We start from the raw sequence: 22,292 nt of genomic DNA, 5'->3' as shown, positions 1-22,292 counted from the left end.
ATCGTTTTTGAATACGATACGTATTTTATTTAACAATTTATTATTAAGTTCATTCGTATGAATGTTATTATCCATTAAGATTACACAAGTAATACCCTTTGGAGGTAACATCATGGAAATTGGTTCACTTGCAGAATGGGTCGAAGGTTTAGGAGAATTATTAGCAGTTTCAGTTGCTCTCTTCTTGCCTTATTATCAACAACGTCAGGAAAACAAGAAGAAAAATCAACGTGCTAAACAAGTTATTATCAGTACGGCAGGCACCTTATTGGATCAAACTGAAATCCAAAAGTCTCCCAATTTTGTTGAATTACAACAATTTGTCTCAATTTATGCTGTGTTATCGACTAATAGTAAAACAATCAACATTATCGAACTAGGTGATAACATTCTGGATACCATTGCCGATAATAATGTTTTGAATCACGATCAAAAACAAATCGTCAAACAAAATATTAATGATTTAAAGAAATTGAAAATTTAAAGGACACGAAAATTCATTAAATTTCCTTCTTGGAAAAGAAATATAACCCAACTCCCATAAACAATACAATATAGGATAAGTTTCCAATTAATAATTGCGTATTACTCAAATGGGTCAATTCTGAAAGAATCCCTACGTTAGCCAACTGACCAGGATAATTTAAGAAATTCAATGGATTCCATTTCAAGAATTCCCATCTTTCAATCAGAACAAACATCATTGAGCCTATGATATTCATCGCAAAGTAGCCCACAACACCAACAATGACCGCAACCGCCCCTTTTTTCATCACAGAAGCTAATAAGAAAACGATACTTAAAATTAACCACAAGGTAATAAAGTTGGCACCATTAACAATTAACCAATCTTGCCAAATCATATTCTCCTTGCCATTTAGCCTATCAGTCAATGAAAAACTGTTATTAAAGAAAATAAATTTATTCATAAGACTCATTAGTATGGATAACAAATAAATTCCAATTGCATATGTTAAAATCGTCAGCCATTTACTGATTAAAATCATTGTCCTAGAGTATGGCTGCATCACGATATTTTTAATCGTATTGTATTCATATTCAGTTGAAATAATTGTAGAACTGGCCGCAATCAAAATTAAAACAGTAAATGATAGTGATGCAAAATCATATTTGAACAGCTCTGGGACATTGATGTATTTTGGATATGCATTTCCCAAAATAGCTACACCAATGTTTTGTAAAATGATGAACAATAAACAAAACCAGAGACTCTTTTTCTTGAGCAACTTAAAGATTTCTTGTTTGTATAAAAAAAACATTATTCTCTCCTAATCAGCAATTAATTTCAAAATAGATTCTTCTAAATCAGCATCTTCATGCTGAACGTCATTAATCGTAATTTGCTGTTTCATTAAAATACTCATTATTCGTTCAACGGTATTTTCTTCCGTCAGCACAATCCGCAATGGTGATGTTGCTGAAATTTCAAAACCGACAATTTCTAACAACTCGCGTGCCTTTTGATTATCATTTGTTTTGAGAACCACAAAATGCTGATTATTAGCCAACAATTGTGTCATTGTAGTCTTTTTAATTACTCTCCCATGATCGATAACAATTAAATCTTCAGCCAATTTTTGAAGTTCACCTAAAATATGGCTCGATATAAGAACTGTCATCCCTTGATTTTTATAATTCAAAATCAACTCGCGAAGATCTTTAGTAGCTTGAGGATCCAGTCCATTCATCGGTTCATCCAAAATAACTAGCTCAGGTTGATTTACTAATGCCATCGCAATCCCAAGTTTTTGTTTCATTCCTAAAGAATACAATTTAGCCTTTTGGTCAACGTACTCATTCAGCTTTAATTCATCAATAATTTCTTGTACTCGTTCCTTTTGATTGGATGTATCAGCGACAAATAATCGCAAATGATCACGACCACTCAAATAAGGATAAATCCCTGGATATTCAACTAACGCACCAACTTTTTGTAAAGCTTGATGACTGTTAAAACTACTTGTCTGTCCAGCAATTTTAATTTGTCCGTCACTTTTGATTAAGCTCAAAATAGCTTTCATAATGGTTGTTTTACCAGCACCATTAGCTCCAATAAGACCAACAATACGACCTCTTTGGCATTCAAAACTAACATCATGCAAAATTTGTTTTTTACCAAATGTTTTATTTAAATTTTTCACAGTTAAAATTGTTTCTTCCATCGCAAACCTCCACGAATTTTAATTCCCAAATATCCCCGTTTAATCCGATAAATAAAGTTTAGCGAAAATCATTATTTTTAGATATTGAATAAGCCATTCGTGTTTCAAAAATTTTTCTGGAAAAGCAAAAACACCCTATCAACCGTCGATAGGGTGTTTTTTAGTTATTCTTCATGAAATGAGGCACCAGAACTAGCATCTAATTCCATTTTTTTTGCAGCCTCAATATCGGTAACGACAATATCGTCATCACTGTGAACTGGTAAAGCTTTAATATTATCCGAACGTTGCAAACCAGCAATAACATCATGTGCTGATAAATGACGATTAATTTGGTTCAACAGCGTGGGGCCGTTATAAATGAAGCCAGTATAAACTTGAACTAAACTTGCTCCAGCCTCTAGTGCTACTTGAGCATCTTCAGGTGTGAAAACACCGCCAGAGAACATAATTGGTAAATCTGGGAAAGCTTGATGAACGGCTTTTGTTAAGCTCAATGATTTTTCAAAAATTGGCTTACCACTGAGTCCGCCACCCTCAGTTTTATGAGCTGACTGTAAATCAGCATGAATTGGACTCGGATTAGAAGCTGTATTGGTCAAAATAATTCCATCCATCAGATCACCAATTTCAGCCAATAAATCTAGCATTTGTTCTGACGTAACGTCGTTACCAAACTTACAAAAAACCGGTTCCTTGATATGTAAGTTATGAATTTTTTGAAGTAATCTTTTGGCAACAGGAATTTCTTGTAACGTTGTAACGCCCTTTTGATTAGGACAACTTTGATTTAAAGCAATATAATCACCAAAGGAATGAATTTGCTTGATATCCTCGACCATTTCGTCAATCATGCTCTCAGTATCAAGGCCGTGTCCTGGAGCAACGCTGATACCAATTTTAACGTGCTTAGGAGTGTTGGCTAAATGAGTTCTTGTTTCTTCGATACCTAAGTTATTTAAGCCCATTCGATTAATAATTGCTTGATCTTCTGGTAGACGAAAAATTCGCTTTTTCTTATTTCCTGGTTGGTTATCTTTAGTCACACTACCAATTTCAACGAAACCAGCCCCTAGTGCACCGAGACTATTGTAAAATTCAGCTTTTTTATCGAAGCCGGCAGCAATACCGATTGGTGAATCAAAGGTAATACCTTTTACAGTTACTTTTAAATTTTCATAATTTTTAGTTTGAAACATTGTTCGTAAAACTTGTGGTGTCTGGTTAAACATTTTTAGACCAGTCGCAACGATATGATGATCCACTTCAGGATCAACTTTAAAAATTGCCGGACGAACTAATTTGTATAAGTCCATTATTTACCCCAGCTTTCTGGGTCTTGATACCATTGTTGTAATAATTCCATATCATTTTCTTCAACATAAGCTTGTTCTTGAGCGACTTCAATCATGGTTGGATAATCAGTCAAAGTGAACAATTGTGTGTCATAGTCAGAAAAGTTTTTGGTGCTCTCTGGTAAGCCATAAGAGAAGATAGCGACCGTTCCAATCACATCCCCACCTTCTTCACGAACGGCTTTAACAGCTTTCAAAATACTACCACCAGTTGAAATGAGGTCATCAATCAATACGACTTTATCACCTTTTTGACAGCGACCTTCAATTTGACTCTTTTTCCCATGATCCTTTTTTTGTGGACGAACATAATTCAATGGTAAATTCAAAATGTTGGCAACACCTGTTGCATGAGGGATACCGGCTGTGGCAACTCCACCAATAACTTCGACGTCTGGGTAGTGTTCTTTGATCAATGCAGCTAAATCATGTGCAATTATTTGGCGGAAATCTGGATAAGCAATCGTTAAGCGGTTATCAGTATAAATTGGCGATTTAATTCCACTAGCCCAAGTAAAAGGTTCTTTGGGACTAAGTGTCACCGCCTTAATCTTTAATAATTGTCCTGCGATATTGTTTGCAACTGCTAATTTATCCATTATTTATTCCACTCCTTACAAATATTCATGTATGCTTGATGACCATCTGCTGCTTGGGTAATCGGACGACCGACAACGATAGCGTCACTACCTAAACTACGAGCATGTGCTGGGGTTGCGACACGTTTTTGATCGCCAACTTGTGCTGATTTAGGTCTAATACCTGGGGTTACACATAAGAAATTTGTACTAGTAGCTTCTTTAATTAAAGGTACTTCCAAAGCTGATGAAATAACGCCGTCAGCACCATTTTGATAAGCTAATTTTGCTAGATGTGTGACATAATCTTGTGATTTTAAAGGTACTTGTAATTCGTTAGCCAATTCCGTTTGACCAAGTGATGTCAATTGAGTAACTGCTAGTAACTTAGTAGCGGAACCATCTAAACCCTTCTTAGCAGCTTCAATCATTTCAGCTCCACCAGTTGCATGAACTGTTAACATTTGCACATCCCATTGGGCAATCATTTCACATGTTCGTTTAACCGTATTGGGAATATCGTGCAATTTCAAATCTAAGAAAATGTTATAACCACGTTCTCTTAAATTTCTAACGAATGGATAACCAAATTGACAAAACATTTCGAGGCCAATTTTTAGAAAAAGTTTATCATCCTTAGGAAATTGGTTTAAAAAATTGATACATTCAAAATCATCTGCAAAATCTAGCGCTACTATTACTGGTTTACTCATTTTTACCCCTCATTTTCTTATTTTAAACAGACACATTCTCCGTTAACATATGTCTGTTCAACTTGACCATAAACTTGTTGTCCGATAAAAGGACTATTTTTACCCTTTGACAAGAAATCACTAGTTTGAATTTCGTATTCATCAGCCAAATTGATAATTGTAAAGTCAGCTGGTTGTCCCAACTGAATGACCCCAGTATGCTCTAATTTAAAGAGTTGTGCTGGCTTTTCAGTCATTAATGCTAATAATTGTTCCAAACTGATAATTCCAGTCTTAACTAAGCGACTATACATTAGTGGAAATGACGTTTCGATACCCGTGATACCGAAAGCACTCTTTTCAAAGCCTTGATTCTTCTCATTTTCAGCATGTGGTGCATGGTCAGTCGCAATCATATCTATTGTTCCATCTTGTAAGCCAGCAATTAAGGCAAGGCGGTCGACTTCACTGCGTAATGGTGGATTCATCTTGAAGTTAGCATCATCCGTTAAAATATCTTGATCACTTAACAACAAGTGATGTGGTGATACTTCACAAGTTACGTTAATACCGGCATCCTTAGCCATTCTAACTAATTCAACACCATCTTTAGTCGAAATATGGCAGACGTGGTAATGGACACCTGTTTCCTTGGCTAAAACTAAATCCCTTGCCAATTGCGACGTTTCTGCTACTTGTTGAATTCCTGGCAATCCTAGACGTTGTGATGCTGATCCAAAATTAATTACACCATGATTGAATAAGTTTTTGTCTTCAACGTGAGCTGCTAAGTGACTATCAATGGCTGCGATGCGTTCCATAGCAGTAAACATTGATTGTGCATTCATAATTCCGTGTCCATCGTTGGAAAATGCGAAGGCACCTAATTTAGCTAAGCCTTCGATATCAACTAGCTCGTCACTTGTTTCATCCTTAGTAACTGGTGCGTACTGCAACGTATGAATTAATGAATTTACTTGATTTAATGCAACCTGCTTAGCAAATTTCTCGGCATCATCAGGCACTGGTGTAACATTGGGCATTGCTCCAACAGTTGTAAAACCACCATGTGCAGATGCTAACGTACCAGTTTTAATGGTTTCCTTATGAACTTGACCTGGTTCCCTGAAATGGACGTGGATATCGACCAATCCCGGAGTAACCAATTGAAATTTAGCATCAATGATTTTAGCATCTGTCGCAACAATATTTTCAGCAATTTGTTGAAACTTGCCATTTTCAATCAAAACATCACAATTAATTAATTTGTTAGTGTAAAACAACTTGGCGTTTTTGATCAGAAGTTTCATTGTCAGCCTTTTCTCCTTCCAAAACGGCTTCGATCATAGCCATTCTCATGAAGACTCCGTTAGCCATTTGTGGGAAGATATATGATTTTTCACATTCAACAACATCGTCCGCAATCTCAGCTCCACGGTTAACTGGTGCGGGATGCATGATCATGGCGTCTGGTTTCATCATCTTGACACGGTCACTATTTAAACCATATTTAGCAAAATAATCTGCTTTCGAGAAATTCTTATTTTCTTCTGCTGACAAACGTTCATGTTGAACTCTTAGTAACATGACAACGTCCATTTCTTGGCAAAGATCATCAACACTCATATGTTGTCCCATTTCAGCAAACTCTGGTGTATACCAAGCATCTAGTCCACCAAAACTTACTTGTGCGCCTAGACGTGTCAAAATTTCAGCATTTGAATGTGCTACACGTGAGTGGCTTAAGTCACCGATAATACCAACCTTGAGTCCTTCAAACTTGCCAAAGTGTTCGTAAATTGTCATCAAGTCTAGAAGTGATTGTGATGGATGTTGACCAGTACCGTCGCCACCGTTAATGATGTGGATGTTTAAGTTGTGGTTATTAACTAAATCTTCATAATATTTATCTTGGCTATGACGAATGATTGCGACTGAAGCACCGATACTTTCTTCAGTTTTAATAGTGTCATAAAGGCTTTCACCTTTGGTTGTTGATGAAGTTGATGCTTCAAACTCAATTTCTTTCATGCCAAGCTTCATTTCAGCTACTTGGAAGCTTGATTTAGTTCTCGTACTATTCTCAAAGAAAAGGTTGATGGCAAATTTGTCAGCACCAATCGCTGATTTCTTGCCTTCCTTAAATTCCATAGCTGAATCGATTAAGCTATAGACCTCTTGATTTGATAATTGTGACATAGAAAGTATATTTTTCATTGTTTTCCTCCAAATTAAAAAGGGTTAGCTTTCATCCAGCTAGCCCCTAAAAGTTTGGAATTATTCCGACCTTCTAGACCTCACTGGATCCATTTAAAAGTTCCCTGATTTTTCTTTAAGTAAACAAAAAACTTCCTATCCCACAAGGAAAGGAAGTTTACACTTTTTGCGTCATATGTGTAAGTAACCTTCCAAGCCTCACAGGACTTGATTAAAAGTTTTCGTTGCAAATAATATAAACGATTTTGAGGTGGTCGTCAATAGTTTTTTCTGTTTTGGGGTTGCCGTCTGCAGAGTTGAGAAATAGTCATTGGCTATGCGGACCGGTCTGAGCCAAGGTCTCAGACCTCGATTTGAAGCCTTGCAAGCAAGTCTCCAAACTCGCCCGGTGGTGTAAGAGCTAAAGCTCTAACGCCACTTTCACAGCCAATAACTATTTCTCAACTCTTCCGACTAATTTATTTTTTGTTACATTGTGTGCTTTCTTTCGCATAATATTTAATATATACAATTTGATAATTTTGATGAAACACATTCCAAATTGACAATATTTCACTTCAAATAAAAAGAACTAGGGTCCTAATACATCCCCAGTTCCTCATATCAATTATCTTTATTTAAAAACAAATAAGTAATTATCATTAATATTATTTAACAGTTGCCAAGAAATACTTCTTCTTACCACGACGGATAACAATGTACTTACCGTCAAATGAATCCTTTGGAGCAATTTCCATTGTTGTATCTGTCAACTTTTCACCATTGATTCTGATAGCACCATTTTGGATGTCTTCACGTGCTTGACGTTTTGACTTATCAACGTTTGTAGCAATCAAAAGGTCGACTAAGTTGATTGGATCGGCTGAAATTTCGGCACTTGGTACACCATGGAAGGCTTCGGCTACTTCTTCTGTAGTTAATTCTTGGATTTCACCAGAGAATAATACTTCAGTAATCTTTTCAGCTGTCTTCAAAGCTTCTTCACCGTGAACAAACTTGGTAACTTCTTCAGCCAAGGTTCTTTGTGCTAAACGTTTTTCTGGAGCTGTCTTAACTGATTCAGCTAAGTCTTCAATTTGGTCTTTTGTTAAGAAAGTAAATTTCTTAAGTAAGTTGACTACGTCTTTATCATCTTGGTTGAACCAGAATTGATAGAATTCGTAAGGGGATGTCTTTTTAGGATCAAGCCATACAGCACCACCGGCTGTCTTACCAAATTTAGTACCGTCTGATTTCAACAATAATGGAATTGTTAAGGCATAAACTTTAGCTTCTTGACCTTCGGCTTTGTGAATCAAGTCAAGTCCAGCCGTTAAGTTACCCCATTGATCACCACCACCAACTTGCAATTGCACATTATGCTTGCGGTAAAGTGTCAAGAAATCAAGTGATTGAAGGATTTGGTATGTAAATTCAGTAAATGAAATACCAACTTCCAAACGGCTGGAAATAATTTCCTTGTTTAACATTGTATTAACGTTGAACAACTTACCATAGTCACGCAAGAAGTCCAAGATACCAATTGGTTCTGTCCAGTCATAGTTGTTAACCATTGTGAAACCACTGAAAATCTTGTTAGCTTGGGCACTCAAAGCATCAACGTTGTGGTTGACTTGGTCCATTGTTTGCATTGGACGTTCAGCCTTTTTACCACTTGGATCACCGATTGAACCAGTAGCTCCACCAATAACAATATATGGATGGTGACCAAACTTGCCAAATCTTTCCAATGTCATAAATGGCAACAAATGTCCAATATGCATTGAATCACCAGTTGGATCCATACCACAGTATAGTGAAATATCCTTTGAATCAACTAAATCACGTAAACCTTCTTCGTCAGATTGTTGATTGATCAAACCACGCCATGATAATTCGTCAATAATATTCATAAAACTTCCTCCTAATTTTGTCCCCGTTACAGAAATAAAAAGAGCGCCCCTGCGATTATGCAGGGACGCTCTTTGCGCGGTACCACCCAAATTCAAGTTAATTAACTTGCTCTTTACTCCTATAACGTAGGACACGAATTTCAGCCTCGTATTTCACAATTTACCCTGCTTGACTCACACCAACCGTCAATTCTCTGTACACTGAAGTAAACCCCTACTTAAATTAAAACTAAAATCTTATTATAAGTATGATGATACACAGAGCCTCAATATTTTTCAAGGTCTTTTTCGAAGTTATTGTATAATTAAAGTGCTTTGTTTTAGGGGGAAATTATGAAAAAGACACTTTATATCATGCGCCATGGACAAACTTTATTTAATGTTCAACATAAAATTCAAGGTTGGTGTGACTCGCCTTTGACAGACGTTGGGGTTCAACAAGCTAAAGTTGCTGGTCAGTACTTCCGAGATAATAAGATAACTTTTGATGCGGCTTATTGTTCCACTGCTGAACGTGCCAGCGATACACTTGAACTTGTTACTGACATGCCATATACGCGCTTAAAGGGCCTCAGAGAGCTCTCATTTGGCAAATTTGAAGGTGCTCCTGAATATCTACATCCTAAAGACGACCCTAAAAAACACTTTGGGGATTATTACGTCCAATTTGGTGGTGAAGATAATCAAGCTGCTCAACAGCGCGTTGGAAAAACTTTGACAAATATTATGCAACAAGATAACAATTCCGTTTTAGTTGTTAGTCATGCTGGGGCAATTATGATGTTTTCAGATTTATGGACAAATATGCAAAAATTACGGCAAAGTGGTTTCACTAACTGTAGTATCTTGAAGTTCGCTTATGAAAATAATAAATTTACTTTTGAAAAGATTATCAATTTCAAAGATTAGTATCATCACCTATATAACAATTTTTTCAGCTAATAGACTCAAAAAAGTGCTCAAATTCCAACTTACGGAATTGAACACTTTTTATTTACGCTTAATGTTTGAAAACAAATTTAATTATGAAGAAGTTTTACTTCATGTGATCTTCAATCCAAGTCCAAACTTCTTCCTTACCTTTTTTAGTTTCTGCGCTAAAAAGTTGTAATGAATCAGTTTGATTAATTTCCATTGCCTTGGTAACTTGACTGATTGTTTTATTCCATTGATTACCCTTAATTTTATCCATCTTCGTTGCAACAACTAATGTTGGAATGTGGTAATAACTGACAAATTGGTACATCGAAATATCATCGTCACTAGGAGCATGGCGGCCATCAACTAAAATAATAACCCCTTTTAATGGTTCCCTAGTTGTTAAATATTCTTCGATCATAACGCCAAATTCTTCACGTTGTTTTTTGGAAACTTTGGCAAAACCATAACCAGGTACATCAACTAAATATAACAAGTCTTCGATATTATAAAAATTCAATGTTTGTGTTTTACCGGGCGTACTAGACGTTCTCGCAAAGCTTTTACGATTGATCAACGTATTTATCAATGATGACTTTCCAACGTTTGAGCGGCCTAGCAAAGCTATTTCCGGATAACCTTCACTCGGATATTGCTTTGAACTGACAGCACTTAAATTCATAGATACATTATTTACCTGCATAATTCACCTCAATGAAGTAATTTTACCATATAAAAAAAAAGCTGCCAATTAGGCAACTTCTCCATTTTTCAAAATCAATTCTGGTTCCTTAACTTTTCTGACAGCATCTTTAGTGACTTTGACACTTTCAACGTCATCACGTCCTGGAATATCGAACATCGTATTGAGCATTGTCTCTTCAACGATTGATCTCAAACCACGAGCACCAGTATTTCTTTCAATTGACATCTTTGCGATTTCTCGTAAAGCTCCATCAGTAAAAATCAAATTAACCCCATCAAGAGCCATTAATTCCTTATATTGCTTAATCAAAGCATTCTTAGGCTTTGTAAGGATATTAACCAAATCATCCTCTGTAAGCTTCTCAAGCGCTGTGACGATTGGAATACGACCGATGAATTCTGGAATAATACCGAACTTCATTAAGTCTTCAGGGATGATTTGTTGCATCAAACTCTTTTCTTCAGCAATATTTGCCTTTTGTTCAGCACCAAAACCAATTGTCTTATCACCAAGACGGTTCTTAACAATTGTTTCAATACCATCAAAAGCACCACCGACGATAAAGAGAATATTGGTTGTGTCGATTTGAATAAGTTCTTGTTGAGGATGCTTTCTTCCACCTTGTGGTGGCACACTGGCAATTGTTCCTTCAAGAATCTTCAAAAGTGCTTGTTGAACACCTTCACCAGAAACATCACGTGTGATTGAAACATTCTCACTCTTCTTAGCAATCTTATCAATTTCATCAATGTAAACAATACCGTGTTCAGCCTTGTCAACATCAAAGTCAGCATTTTGTAACAACTTCAATAGAATATTTTCAACGTCTTCACCAACGTATCCAGCTTCTGTAAGTGTTGTTGCATCAGCAATTGCAAATGGAACCTTCAAAATACGAGCTAAAGTTTGAGCAAGGAAAGTCTTACCTGAACCAGTAGGTCCAATTAAGGCAATATTACTCTTTTGAAGCTCTGTCTCACCGTCTTTAAGGTGTTCCATTTTGTTAATTCTCTTATAGTGGTTATAAACAGCAACCGACAAAGCACGCTTAGCGTCAGTTTGTCCGATTACGTAATCGTCAAGGATCTTCTTGATTTCAATAGGTGTAGGGATATTGTCTAAATCCAATGGTGTAGCTTCGTTTAATTCTTCGTCTATGATTTCTTTGCATAAATCAATACATTCATTACAAATATAGACTCCGGGTCCGGCAACTATCTTTTTAACTTGATCTTGTGTCTTACCACAAAATGAACAGCTAATTGTGCCAGTATTTTCTGTACTATCAAACATATGCGATTTCTCCTTCAATAGTTCCAATACTTTAGAAAGTCTAGCATTGTCATAATTAAGAGTAAAGTAATTAGTTTCTAACGTCCAGTTATAAAAAAAGGAAGCCTTACGGCTTCCCTCTTTTAATAACAGAATCGCTTATTTTTCAACAGCTGAGTCAACAATCAATTCGATTGCTTTCTTAGCAGCGATATCGTGAGCCAACATGTCATCAGAAAGTGCATTTCTAACAGCTGATTCTTCCATCTTGTATTCGTCAGCAAGTGACTTGATTTCTGCTTTAATTTCGTCTTCAGAAGGTTTGATATCTTCCTTAGCAACAATTGCTTCGATAACTAAGTCAGTCTTAACACGTTCTTCAGCATCCTTAGCAAATTGTTTCTTCAAACCATCTTCGTTTGTACCAGTCATTTGGTAGTACAACTTAGGATCGATACCTTGACGACGTAAGTTAGCTAGGTATTGGTTCAATTGGTTTTCAACTTCTGTATCAATCATAGGTTGAGGAATTGAATCGATCTTAGCATTCTTAACTGCACCAGAAATTGCTTCTTCTTGAATGTTTTCTTCAGCAGCTTGCTTCTTTTGATCTCTAATTTCATCGTGAAGCTTTGTTCTTAGTTCTTCAAGTGTATCAACATCTTCATCAACGTCTTTAGCAAAATCATCATCTAACTTAGGTAATTCTTTTGTCTTAACTTCGTGAAGTTTTGTAGCAAAGACAGCCTTCTTACCAGCTAATTCCTTAGCTTGGTAATCTTCTGGGAATGTAACGTTAACGTCAACATCTTCGCCAGCAGCGTGACCAACTAATTCGTCTTCGAATCCAGGAATAAATGAACCTGAACCAAGTTCTAGTGAGTAGTTTTGTGCGCTACCACCATCGAATTCTTTACCATCAACAGTACCAACGTAATCAATGATTACTGTATCGCCGTTTTCAGCCTTACCGTCTTTAAGAACAAGTTCAGCTTGTTGTTTTTGTAATTCAGCAAGACGATCTTCAACATCAGTCTTCATAACATTACGTTTTTGTTTCTTAACTTCGATACCCTTGTAATCGCCCAATTCAACGTCAGGTTTTACAGTAATAGTAGCTGTAATTGCCCATGGTTGATCTTTTTCCATTGATTCAACAGAAATTTGTGGTTGGTCAACAGGTTCTACTTTTGTGTCATCAACAGCGTTTTGGTAAGCAGTTGGTAGAACAGCATTAAGTGCATCTTCGTACAATGCTTCTTCACCGTACATACGGTTAAAGATTTGACGAGGTACGCGGCCTTTTCTGAAGCCAGGTACGTTCAAGCTCTTCTTAACACGGTCGAATGCAGTATCCAAACCTTTTTTGATTGTATCTTGGTCAATTTCAAACTTCAATTCACCAGTATTGTTTTCTTTTTTTGTAAATTTAGCCTTAGCAGACATTTATATTATCCCTCCGGTATTTCAACGATCTCATACTTTGTAATATTACCTTAAAATGGCAATATTGTAAACATTTGACGTGATTTATAGGTATTTCAAGACATCATGTTTTCTATTATAAAATACTTTTCACTATTTTTGAACATTATTACATAAAAAAAAGAGCTGGAATTTATCCAACTCTTTTTAATTATCATTACTACTTAGAAATTAGTCTAAGATTTCTGTAACAACTCCGGCACCAACAGTACGGCCACCTTCACGAACAGTAAATCTTGTACCATTTTCGATAGCAACTGGAGCAATCAAGTCAACTTCAAAAGTAACTTGGTCACCAGGCATAACCATTTCTACACCTTCTGGCAATTCAATAACACCAGTAACATCAGTTGTATGGAAGTAGAATTGTGGACGATAGTTTGAGAAGAATGGAGTATGACGTCCACCTTCTTCTTTACTCATAATATAAACTTCACCCTTGAACTTGTTGTGAGTCTTGATTGAACCTGGCTTAGCAAGAACTTGTCCACGTTCGATTTGGTCACGGTTAATACCACGAAGAAGAACACCAACGTTATCTCCGGCTTCACCAAGATCCAATGTCTTACGGAACATTTCTAGACCAGTAACAGTTGATTTTTCAACTTCTGGCTTAAGACCAACGATTTCAACTTCGTCACCGATCTTAACTTCACCACGATCGATACGACCAGATGCAACAGTACCACGACCAGTGATAGTGAAGACATCTTCAACAGGCATCATGAATGGTTTTGTATTATCACGTTCTGGTGTTGGGATATATTCATCAACAACATCAAGTAATTCTTCAACGTGTTTGATTTCTTCTGGGTCACCTTGAAGAGCCTTCAAAGCTGAACCACGGATAACAGGAATGTCATCCCCTGGGAAATCGTATTCTGATAGAAGTTCACGAACTTCCATCTCAACTAGATCAACTAGTTCTGGGTCATCAACAAGGTCAGTCTTGTTCAAGAAGACAACGATGTAGCCAACACCAACTTGGCGAGCAAGCAAGATGTGTTCACGAGTTTGTGGCATAGGACCATCAGTTGCAGCAACAACAAGGATGGCACCATCCATTTGTGCAGCACCAGTGATCATATTCTTAACGTAATCAGCATGTCCTGGGGCATCAATATGTGCATAGTGACGCTTTTCAGTTTCATACTCAACGTGAGCAGTGTTGATAGTAATCCCACGTTCTTTTTCTTCTGGGGCTTTATCGATATCAGCGTAATCTTCAGCCTTAGCTAAACCTTTGTCAGCCAAAACCTTAGTGATTGCTGCTGTTAAAGTAGTCTTACCGTGGTCAACGTGACCAATTGTCCCAATATTTACATGGGGCTTTGTTCTCTCATAATGTTCTTTTTCTGCCATTACAAAGAATCCTCCTAAAATTTCATTTCATAAGATTGATCCAAAGAAAATGTTCTTTAGACGACTCTTTACTGAAAAATTATACTACTTTCAGAGGTGAAAGCAAACTAATTCATAGCAAATCACCGACTAAAAATATACTCTTTGGAGTATACAGGCCGTAAACGTAATTGTAAATACTCAAAGTGAAAAAAGTTTAAAAATTTCACTCCTGAAAGGTATTTATCAGCTCATCGAACCTCTTTAACCAAGTTTTTACATCGTCTAAACCTTGATTATCACTTACTTGTGAATCATCTACTAAACCATACCTTAAAAGCATTGCTTTTGTCCAGAGTTCAGGTGTTTTTATTATTTCATCCCCAAAAGGATAGACAAATGCGGCGTATAGTGACAACTCACCTTTGAAGTTCTCAATTTGCGTTTCGTTCTCATCGGTCAATAATTTTTCTAATTCGTCACACATTTTCAAATAGACATCAGTTGACATAATAGGCATTAGCTTACTGGGAATGCAAGCTTTATTTTCACCATAGAACGAAATATCGACTTTTTCATCGACGCCTAACTTTAATAAATTCTCCAGTGCTTCGCTCTTTAAAAGCGGGTGCAGCAAGGGATTACCTAATAAAAGCTTGGCATTTTTTATATAATCTGCCCTATTAAACTCTCTTAACTTTCTCAGCAATTGAATTTGTTCAGTTGTCGATTCCGTCACGATTGCCAATAAGCGAGCCGATATTTTATCCTTTTCTGGCTTAAATGATCGTTCATGTCTATCTTCAGCAATGTTGATTCGTCTAACAAAATCGTCAATAGTATCCTGTTGGATATGTGGTGACGGATTGGTTGCATAATAATTCAACATCTGATTGGCTAGCAAAAAATCATTATTTTCCAAAATGACATCTAAAGCCAATTCAGCTGTTTCCGGTTCACTGAGGTAATAGTTAAAATAATCTAAAATCACAGCTTCGGCATCGCCCGGTCTTTTTTGATTCAATAAAGAAGCAGCAAGCCCCCTGTTAATATCAAAGGATTGCTGCATCGAATATGCCTGCGTATATAAATCAGTTGCTTCGACCCAATTACCTTGGTCATAGGCCTCTTCAGCCTGTTCAATGATTTTTTTTAGATTATCGTCCATACAATACCTCAACAATATTCGAATAGATTAAATTACTCTATTTCTTTGCTTTTCTATGTCTGTTTTGATTAACTTCCATAATCACTGGCAAAATAACTGGATGTCTGTTTGTTTGTTCATACAAGAAGTGGTTCAACTTATCACGAACACCTTGCTTCAAGTCTGACCAATCAAAATCTTTATTATCTTGCATATAATCAACAATCGTATTAACGATAATATCGGAACTTTCACTCAATAAATCACGACTAGCACGCATATAAACGAAGCCACGTGCCGTTATTTTTGGCTTAGCAACGACTTTCTTCTTCTTACGGTCAATTGTAGCCACTGCGATAAAGACCCCGTCCTCGGCCAATAATTCACGATCACGGAGGACAATACTACCGATATCACCGACACCAATACCATCAATCATGGTATCTCCTGCGTCAACACCTTTGCCTTGGTAGAATTGGTCATTTTCATAGTTCAAAACGTCACCCTTCTTTGTAAGGAAGATATTTTGATATGGAATGCCAGTTTCATGGGCAATCCGAGCATGTGCGTCCAAAAGACGATATTCCCCTTGAATAGGAATAACATTCTCAGGATTTAGCAAGTTGATCATCAATTGCAAGTCAGACTTGTTAGCGTGACCAGATGAATGCTTATCATCACTTAAAGCCTTAACTTCAGCACCAGTACGATAAATAGCATCACGAGCTTTCGCCACGGTTGTATCCATTGCGTGTGAAGGTGTTGTAGCGATAAATACTAAATCACCCTCTTCAACTTGAAACTTCGTCTTAGCAGCAGGATTAGCCATCTTTTGTAGTAATTTGACAGGTTCGCCCATCTTACCAGTTTCGATAATAACTAATTTATTATTATCAACATTCTTCAAATCCTTAGGCTTAACTAACAATTCTTTATTGTTGATCTTCAAATAGCCTAATTTCATAGCCGTCTTCAAAATCTTTTCAGCATCAGTTCCAGAAAGGAAGACACGACGGCCAGTCTTATCGGCAGCATCAACAACTTGTTGCATTCTTTGAATGTTAGAAGCAACTTGAGCCACGATAATACGGCCATTGTGATAGTTGAAAGTATCTAAAATATATTCATAGATATCTTTTTCACTTGAATTTTCGTATGGTGATTCCGCATTTGCTGAGTCGCTCAATAGTGCTAGGACACGTTCACTACCAATTTTAGCAATACGACCATAGTCAGTCTTATACGTTGGTGCAGCAGCTTGATCAAACTTGAAGTCACCAGTATAAACAATTTGTCCCTCACTAGTTTTGATAACTGTTCCTAGTGAACCAGGAATTGAGTGCGTTGTCTTGAAGAACGAAACAGATGCTTCTTCAAAGTCGATGGCAGTATTCTCATCGATAACGTGGAAATTATTGAATTTCTTACTGCGACGATCATTTGAACAAACGATTTTAGCCAATTCAATAGTCATTTCCGATCCAAAGACTGGAATATCATAGTCACTGATTAGATATGGCAAAGCACCAATAGCATCAGCATGTCCGTGTGACAAGAAAACACCGACAACTTTATCAATGTTTTGTTTAATATAAGTCATATCTGGAACAACGACATCAATTCCGTAAAGGTCATTATCAGGGTATTGCAAACCAATATCCAAGATATAGATCTCATCATTTACTTCAACCGCGTACATATTTTTTCCATTTTCACGTACGCCACTTAACAAAATTATTTTAATTTTTTTGCTCATTTTCATCTCTCATTTCATTAAAATAGCATAGATCATAATATTCTATTGTGATTTTTAAGTCTTGTAAGACTATTTAAGCTATACCTGTTTTTTATTCTACCATATCAAACGAGATTTAGAGAAATTAAGCAAAAAAAATAGGAGTACCCTGATGGGAACTCCTAAAATTATTATTAACGACGTAGACCTAATGACTTGATTAGTTCACGGTAACGTTGAATATCTTTACCACGTAGGTAACCTAAAAGATTACGACGGTGACCAATCTTCTTTAGTAGACCAACATATGAATGGTGGTCTTTCTTGTTAACTTTCAAGTGATCGTTAAGTGCATTAATATCATAAGTTAATACAGCAATTTGTACTTCTGGAGAACCAGTGTCTCCATCTTTACGTGCATATTGTTTAATAATTTCGTTTTTCTTTGCTTTTGAAATAGCCATTTCAATTCACCTTTTCCTTATATATTTAGCCAAACTATGTCTGCGTTGGTGATTCGACAAACAGAGCATGGTTAACACAATTAATTAATTTACTACAAAACGTCGCATTTTGCAACATGTTATCCTGACTATCAATGAAAATACGATTGCTCTTTGCCCTTTAAAGAAAAAAATAACTTGGAAAATTTGTTAAAACAATATATTTGTTGGATTATACTCGTTCCAACATTATTAATAGCAAACACTGATACTATAAATTTGTTTTCTATATAATTTGAATTCCAAAAAATATGCCATATTTCAACATATCTACCAAAATAAATCAACCAAGAAACTAGTCGGAAGGACCGAGAAACTTTAACTGGCTGTGAAAGTGGCGTTAGTGCTTTAGCACTTACACCACCGGGCGTGTTCGGAGACTTGCTTGCAAGGCTTCAAACCGAGATTCGAGACCTTGGCTCGAATCGGTCCGCATAGCCAGTTAAAGTTTTCTCGGTTCTGGAGGCGGAATATTTAAACATCTCACAGATTATTTAATAAAAAAACTCTATACAAACGCTCAAAACTGCTTATAATTGAAAATGTTCTACTCACAAACCGCATAATACTGAAAAAAAATTGACATTTCATTGCATTGTGAAAATGAATTATGTATAATTCTATGTATTGAGTTTTTAGCTTACTATGTAATCGGAGGTGAAATTAATGCCACAAATTAAATCAGCTATGAAACGTGTAAAGACTGCCGAAAGCGCAAACCTTCGCAATGTTGCACAAAGAAGTTCAATGCGTTCAGCAATTAAGAACTTTGAAACTTCAGCTGCTAACAACGCTGACAACAAGGAAGACTTGTTCAGAACAGCCGTTCGTGCAATTGATATGGCTAAGTCAAAAGGCCTAATCAAAGCTAATAAAGCTGCACGTGATAAGTCAAGACTTGCTAAATTGAATTAATGATAAGCAGCCAATTGGTTGCTTTTTTATTTTGCCATTTTTAATGGATCAAAAAAAGAGTATCTATGGGAAACTTTTGTATTCAAGTTTCCCACAGATACTCTTTTTTTAAGCATATTTAGCAATAAATAAGTCAAACAGCAATTCCTTATCTCCTTGCCCTGACTTGATCTGGTAATCCAAATTAACAATATCATCGTACATAACTTGCAATCTTAAACGTTTCAACGTTCGTGCTTGTCGATAAGCATACTTAACTCGATATGGATTTAATCGTAAATTTTTAGCAATTGATGATTCTGACAACCCTTTTTCAGATAATATTTTAACCTGAATCAATAATCTTAATTGTGAAATAATAATTGCCACTAATAAAATCGGATCAATCTTCTGTAAAAGGAATTGATTATATAATTCCTCAGCCTTATAAATGTTTTTATTTAGAATTTCGGTCATTAAATCAAAGACATTATCTTCTAACGATTGTGGAACTAATTCCGAAACAGCTGCTTGATTTATTTTTTTAGAATTTAAAGCATATAACTTTAATTTATCTAGCTGATTTGTAATCAAAGAGTAATTACCCTTTGTTTTGTTAATCAACAATTCTAGAGCAGCAGGTTCAATTTGATAACCAGCATTTTTTAGATCATTATTGATTGTCCGACTTAAAATTGGTCCTTCCATTTGTCCAGCATCTACTACCGCGGCTGTCTTTTTAAGTTCCTTAACAATTTTCTTTCGTGCATCCAACTTATCATACGATGCAAAAATAACTAAAATTGTCGATGGCGTGGGATTTTGAATATACTTCAATAATAAATCAGTATTTTGGTCAACCGTATTTTTTGTTCTTTCACCAGTTAGAAAAAATGGATGTTCCGCAAAAACAAGTCGTCTTTCTCCAAAAAACGGAGCAGAAATTGCTTCATTGATTAGGTCTGCGAGTGAAACTTCTTCTAAATCGAAATTTGAAAAGTTCATTTCACGTTCTTCCGGCGACATGATATTTTTAAATGATTTTTGAATATCTTTGATAAAGACGTGTTCTTTACCAGTTATTAAATAAACGTTGCTTAAATTGCCCTGTTTTAAATTATTTTTGAGTTCTGTTATTTTCAACCAAGTCACCCTTTAAAAAAGTTGTTATCTTCTCCTCATTACTATAGGAAAAATAATACCAAGTAATCATACCATATTCAGCCGTATTAAAATATCGGACCTGATGCTTCTCTAAGCGTGACAAAGTCTCTCGATTAGGATGACCGTAACGATTATTAACACCTGACGAAATGAATCCAATCGTAGGTTTAACTCGTTCCAGAAATGTATCACTAGTGGCAGTCTTCGAGCCATGATGTCCAACTTTCAAATAATCAACCTTAAAATTATGATTTTTTAAAATCGCTTGTTCCCCTGCACTGTCTAAATCTCCAGGAAACAGCCAGTTCTTATTTTTTATTCGTGCCAGCAGCGTTAACGAATCACCATTTTCACCAACACTTGCTTGCTTTGGCCACAAAACATGCCACTTGATAAATCCAGTATCAATCACATCACCTTGTCGTAAATTTTTAAATCTCACTTCTGGATGTTGTTTAATTTCCTGCTTAATACGTTGATTATGCTCTAACCCGACGCCAAAATTAACCTCTTTGACTGGAAATTTTGCTAAAATCGTACCTAAATTTCCAATGTGATCAACATCCTTATGTGAGACAAAAATTTTATCAATTTTGCTAATACCTTGTGACTTTAAAAATGGAATTATACTAGTCTCCACTTGATTACTGCTTGTGGTTTGCGCCCATGTTGGCTTTGGAAACGATAATTTTCCAGCCACATCAATCAAAAATGTCTGACGGAACAATGGCGTTGTAATCAAAATACTATCCCCCTGTCCAACATCAATCAGACTAACTGAGCCAAAGAGTGGAAATTTATTCATCATTAAGCAGATTCCAAAAATCAAACTATACTGCCATAAATATTTATTCCAAAAGGTTTTACTTTCTAAATAAAACAAAACAACGATTATTAAAATAACTACAATTCCAGCAGGAAACCTACCTGTCACAAAAGTAAAATTAGGATCAGCTGCGACTATATCCAAAAATTTATAGAGTTTGTCGAAAAATTGATTGAAACTACTCCAGATTGACCAATCAACAGTTAGTGAAGAAATCAATGTTACCGGTAAAATAACATAAGTAAACAATGGCACAAATAAAATATTTGCTAACAAGGTTAACCAATTGAACTGGTAAGTATAAAAACAAATAACTGGCAAACTGACTAAATTCATTTTAAATACCGTCAGTAAAAAATGTGCTTCTTTATACAAATAAAGAATTGCAAATGATAGTAAAAAGCTCAGCTGTCCGCCCATCTCAGTAATCGCAAATGGATAAATAAACACACAAATTATGATAGTCAGACTAAAAACATCTAAGCGGCTCCAAGATAAATTTAATTTTGCCAAAACTATCCCCACCATTGCTAAGACAATTGCCCGCCATATCCCACTTTTAGAACCTACTAACAGTCCGTAACAGGGCAATAAAATCAACATCACATCATTGACCCATTCTAAAGGAATCCGCAAGTAAGACGTTATTTTACGGATAATCGTTAATAAAATCAGAACATGTAGTCCGGATAAACTAAAGAGATGAATTACCCCAAGCACACTCAAAATTTTGAGAAAATCTTTATTAGAACTAGCTGTATAACCAACAATCAAACTCTGAGCATGGATATTTAACCATTTTGGTAACCTACTGAGATGTTGAATTATATGTATTCGTAAAACATTTATTTTTTCTAACAAAGTTACAGGTTGATAAAGTTGGCCAGCACCAATTTGTTGTAACTCAACCGAATAATGGACATTTTTGTGCATAGCATATTTTTTGAAATCAAATTCTCCGGGATTACGTGGTCCTTTGAGTTCTGTAACTTTCTTTATTTTTACCGGAGCTTGGATAATTTCCGTTTGCCTAAGCCATTTAGTCTGTTCAGATTTAGATTTTAAGCGATAAATAAACCTTACTGTTTGCCGTCCCGTTTGAATTTCACCACTTAACACATCACCATTGACTGAATACGCATCTGGGGCAAAAATTGCAGATGAAAATGCCGGTACTACTGGTTTAAGATTCCTTTCTAGTTGCTGACATCTAAAAAAGATTCCTAATCCAACCAATCCCAACAATATTAATAAGCGAATATTTTTCAAAAATAAAACTCGAAATAGCAACAGCATCAAAAAGATGACAAAAAAAGCTGATTCAAAGTAAATTGTTACCACTAAAATAACTAGCAAAGCGGGAAAAATCAGTCGATCCTTCATA

Annotated in this window: 20 protein-coding genes; 3 read left to right on the top strand and 17 right to left on the bottom strand. The window is 35.9% G+C overall.

The window, feature by feature from the left end; all coding sequences use genetic code 11:
- The first annotated feature begins 112 nt into the window (after nt 1-112).
- Entirely contained in the window at nt 113-484 is a 372-nt protein-coding gene (locus FD31_RS02105) for a hypothetical protein (RefSeq protein ID WP_057891119.1), read from the top strand.
- A gap of 16 nt (nt 485-500) precedes the next feature.
- Here FD31_RS02105 and FD31_RS02100 read toward each other — a convergent pair whose 3' ends face one another.
- The 8 genes from FD31_RS02100 to tyrS all read right to left on the bottom strand — a co-directional run bounded on the left by FD31_RS02100 (nt 501) and on the right by tyrS (nt 8,917).
- Nucleotides 501-1,280: an ABC transporter permease gene (locus tag FD31_RS02100; protein WP_057891118.1), complete on the bottom strand. Its 780-nt coding sequence runs from the start codon at nt 1,278-1,280 to the stop codon at nt 501-503.
- Between the two features lie 9 nt (nt 1,281-1,289).
- The gene (locus FD31_RS02095; protein ID WP_057891117.1) at nt 1,290-2,183 is read right to left on the bottom strand and encodes an ABC transporter ATP-binding protein; all 894 of its coding nucleotides are present in this window, start codon (nt 2,181-2,183) and stop codon (nt 1,290-1,292) included.
- 164 nt (nt 2,184-2,347) lie between these two features.
- On the bottom strand, nt 2,348-3,499 hold the full coding sequence (locus tag FD31_RS02090) for a quinone-dependent dihydroorotate dehydrogenase (protein WP_057891116.1): 1,152 nt from the start codon (nt 3,497-3,499) through the stop codon (nt 2,348-2,350).
- Nucleotides 3,499-4,137 (bottom strand): orotate phosphoribosyltransferase, encoded by a 639-nt coding sequence (gene pyrE, locus FD31_RS02085; protein WP_057891115.1) that lies wholly within the window; start codon nt 4,135-4,137, stop codon nt 3,499-3,501. Before pyrE ends, FD31_RS02090 begins: the two co-directional genes overlap by 1 nt.
- Nucleotides 4,137-4,829 (bottom strand): orotidine-5'-phosphate decarboxylase, encoded by a 693-nt coding sequence (pyrF, locus tag FD31_RS02080; RefSeq protein ID WP_057891114.1) that lies wholly within the window; start codon nt 4,827-4,829, stop codon nt 4,137-4,139. The genes pyrE and pyrF overlap by 1 nt, the downstream gene beginning before the upstream one ends.
- Before the next feature lie 17 nt (nt 4,830-4,846).
- Nucleotides 4,847-6,118 carry a dihydroorotase gene (locus FD31_RS02075; protein ID WP_057891113.1) on the bottom strand — a complete coding sequence of 424 codons (1,272 nt, stop codon included), beginning with the start codon at nt 6,116-6,118 and terminating at the stop codon, nt 4,847-4,849.
- Nucleotides 6,078-7,025, bottom strand: coding sequence for an aspartate carbamoyltransferase catalytic subunit (locus tag FD31_RS02070; RefSeq protein WP_057891112.1), 948 nt, complete (start codon nt 7,023-7,025; stop codon nt 6,078-6,080). Before FD31_RS02070 ends, FD31_RS02075 begins: the two co-directional genes overlap by 41 nt.
- 647 nt (nt 7,026-7,672) lie before the next feature.
- A complete protein-coding gene (gene tyrS / locus FD31_RS02065) occupies nt 7,673-8,917 on the bottom strand; it encodes a tyrosine--tRNA ligase (protein WP_057891111.1) in 1,245 nt (414 codons plus the stop codon).
- Nucleotides 8,918-9,250: 333 nt separating this feature from the next.
- Between tyrS and FD31_RS02060 the strand changes: the two genes are divergently transcribed.
- A complete protein-coding gene (locus FD31_RS02060; RefSeq protein ID WP_057891110.1) occupies nt 9,251-9,826 on the top strand; it encodes a histidine phosphatase family protein in 576 nt (191 codons plus the stop codon).
- 127 nt (nt 9,827-9,953) lie between these two features.
- Here the strand turns inward: FD31_RS02060 and yihA are convergent, their stop codons facing one another.
- From yihA to rpsO, 7 genes are all read right to left on the bottom strand, one after another.
- Nucleotides 9,954-10,538: a ribosome biogenesis GTP-binding protein YihA/YsxC gene (gene yihA / locus FD31_RS02055; RefSeq protein WP_057891109.1), complete on the bottom strand. Its 585-nt coding sequence runs from the start codon at nt 10,536-10,538 to the stop codon at nt 9,954-9,956.
- Between the two features lie 48 nt (nt 10,539-10,586).
- Nucleotides 10,587-11,834: an ATP-dependent Clp protease ATP-binding subunit ClpX gene (gene clpX / locus FD31_RS02050; protein WP_057891108.1), complete on the bottom strand. Its 1,248-nt coding sequence runs from the start codon at nt 11,832-11,834 to the stop codon at nt 10,587-10,589.
- A gap of 138 nt (nt 11,835-11,972) precedes the next feature.
- Nucleotides 11,973-13,259 carry a trigger factor gene (tig, locus tag FD31_RS02045; protein ID WP_057891107.1) on the bottom strand — a complete coding sequence of 429 codons (1,287 nt, stop codon included), beginning with the start codon at nt 13,257-13,259 and terminating at the stop codon, nt 11,973-11,975.
- 210 nt (nt 13,260-13,469) lie between these two features.
- Nucleotides 13,470-14,660, bottom strand: coding sequence for an elongation factor Tu (gene tuf, locus FD31_RS02040; protein WP_057891106.1), 1,191 nt, complete (start codon nt 14,658-14,660; stop codon nt 13,470-13,472).
- 205 nt (nt 14,661-14,865) lie between these two features.
- On the bottom strand, nt 14,866-15,807 hold the full coding sequence (locus tag FD31_RS02035) for a hypothetical protein (RefSeq protein WP_057891105.1): 942 nt from the start codon (nt 15,805-15,807) through the stop codon (nt 14,866-14,868).
- Nucleotides 15,808-15,844: 37 nt separating this feature from the next.
- Nucleotides 15,845-17,542 (bottom strand): ribonuclease J, encoded by a 1,698-nt coding sequence (locus tag FD31_RS02030; protein WP_057891104.1) that lies wholly within the window; start codon nt 17,540-17,542, stop codon nt 15,845-15,847.
- A 173-nt stretch (nt 17,543-17,715) separates the two neighbouring features.
- Entirely contained in the window at nt 17,716-17,985 is a 270-nt protein-coding gene (rpsO, locus tag FD31_RS02025) for a 30S ribosomal protein S15 (protein WP_057891103.1), read from the bottom strand.
- Between the two features lie 705 nt (nt 17,986-18,690).
- Here rpsO and rpsT point away from each other — a divergent pair.
- Nucleotides 18,691-18,939, top strand: coding sequence for a 30S ribosomal protein S20 (rpsT, locus tag FD31_RS02020; protein WP_057891102.1), 249 nt, complete (start codon nt 18,691-18,693; stop codon nt 18,937-18,939).
- 108 nt (nt 18,940-19,047) lie between these two features.
- On the opposite strand, the gene holA is transcribed toward rpsT, so the two are convergent.
- Both holA and FD31_RS02010 read right to left on the bottom strand, forming a co-directional pair.
- Complete coding sequence (holA, locus tag FD31_RS02015; RefSeq protein WP_235805318.1) at nt 19,048-20,070, bottom strand: DNA polymerase III subunit delta; 1,023 nt, start codon at nt 20,068-20,070, stop codon at nt 19,048-19,050.
- On the bottom strand, nt 20,036-22,291 hold the full coding sequence (locus tag FD31_RS02010) for a DNA internalization-related competence protein ComEC/Rec2 (RefSeq protein WP_057891100.1): 2,256 nt from the start codon (nt 22,289-22,291) through the stop codon (nt 20,036-20,038). The genes holA and FD31_RS02010 overlap by 35 nt, the downstream gene beginning before the upstream one ends.
- Nucleotide 22,292 lies beyond the last annotated feature (1 nt).

Origin of the sequence: Companilactobacillus nantensis DSM 16982 (genome assembly GCF_001435815.1) — a bacterium.
Classification (GTDB): domain Bacteria; phylum Bacillota; class Bacilli; order Lactobacillales; family Lactobacillaceae; genus Companilactobacillus; species Companilactobacillus nantensis.
Note: the sequence above shows the minus strand (reverse complement) of the source record. Positions and strands in the feature narration are given on the sequence as shown.

Excerpts from the sequence above, each read along its gene's own strand:
- FD31_RS02010 (WP_057891100.1), bottom strand. The coding sequence starts at position 22,291 with ATGAAGGATCGACTGATTTTTCCCGCTTTGCTAGTTATTTTAGTGGTA.
- tuf (WP_057891106.1), bottom strand. The coding sequence starts at position 14,660 with ATGGCAGAAAAAGAACATTATGAGAGAACAAAGCCCCATGTAAATATT.
- rpsO (WP_057891103.1), bottom strand. The coding sequence starts at position 17,985 with ATGGCTATTTCAAAAGCAAAGAAAAACGAAATTATTAAACAATATGCA.
- FD31_RS02075 (WP_057891113.1), bottom strand. The coding sequence starts at position 6,118 with ATGAAACTTCTGATCAAAAACGCCAAGTTGTTTTACACTAACAAATTA.
- pyrF (WP_057891114.1), bottom strand. The coding sequence starts at position 4,829 with ATGAGTAAACCAGTAATAGTAGCGCTAGATTTTGCAGATGATTTTGAA.
- FD31_RS02105 (WP_057891119.1), top strand. The coding sequence starts at position 113 with ATGGAAATTGGTTCACTTGCAGAATGGGTCGAAGGTTTAGGAGAATTA.
- clpX (WP_057891108.1), bottom strand. The coding sequence starts at position 11,834 with ATGTTTGATAGTACAGAAAATACTGGCACAATTAGCTGTTCATTTTGT.
- FD31_RS02095 (WP_057891117.1), bottom strand. The coding sequence starts at position 2,183 with ATGGAAGAAACAATTTTAACTGTGAAAAATTTAAATAAAACATTTGGT.
- FD31_RS02035 (WP_057891105.1), bottom strand. The coding sequence starts at position 15,807 with ATGGACGATAATCTAAAAAAAATCATTGAACAGGCTGAAGAGGCCTAT.
- FD31_RS02060 (WP_057891110.1), top strand. The coding sequence starts at position 9,251 with ATGAAAAAGACACTTTATATCATGCGCCATGGACAAACTTTATTTAAT.
- rpsT (WP_057891102.1), top strand. The coding sequence starts at position 18,691 with ATGCCACAAATTAAATCAGCTATGAAACGTGTAAAGACTGCCGAAAGC.
- tyrS (WP_057891111.1), bottom strand. The coding sequence starts at position 8,917 with ATGAATATTATTGACGAATTATCATGGCGTGGTTTGATCAATCAACAA.
- FD31_RS02070 (WP_057891112.1), bottom strand. The coding sequence starts at position 7,025 with ATGAAAAATATACTTTCTATGTCACAATTATCAAATCAAGAGGTCTAT.
- FD31_RS02030 (WP_057891104.1), bottom strand. The coding sequence starts at position 17,542 with ATGAGCAAAAAAATTAAAATAATTTTGTTAAGTGGCGTACGTGAAAAT.
- pyrE (WP_057891115.1), bottom strand. The coding sequence starts at position 4,137 with ATGGATAAATTAGCAGTTGCAAACAATATCGCAGGACAATTATTAAAG.
- FD31_RS02090 (WP_057891116.1), bottom strand. The coding sequence starts at position 3,499 with ATGGACTTATACAAATTAGTTCGTCCGGCAATTTTTAAAGTTGATCCT.
- tig (WP_057891107.1), bottom strand. The coding sequence starts at position 13,259 with ATGTCTGCTAAGGCTAAATTTACAAAAAAAGAAAACAATACTGGTGAA.
- yihA (WP_057891109.1), bottom strand. The coding sequence starts at position 10,538 with ATGCAGGTAAATAATGTATCTATGAATTTAAGTGCTGTCAGTTCAAAG.
- FD31_RS02100 (WP_057891118.1), bottom strand. The coding sequence starts at position 1,280 with ATGTTTTTTTTATACAAACAAGAAATCTTTAAGTTGCTCAAGAAAAAG.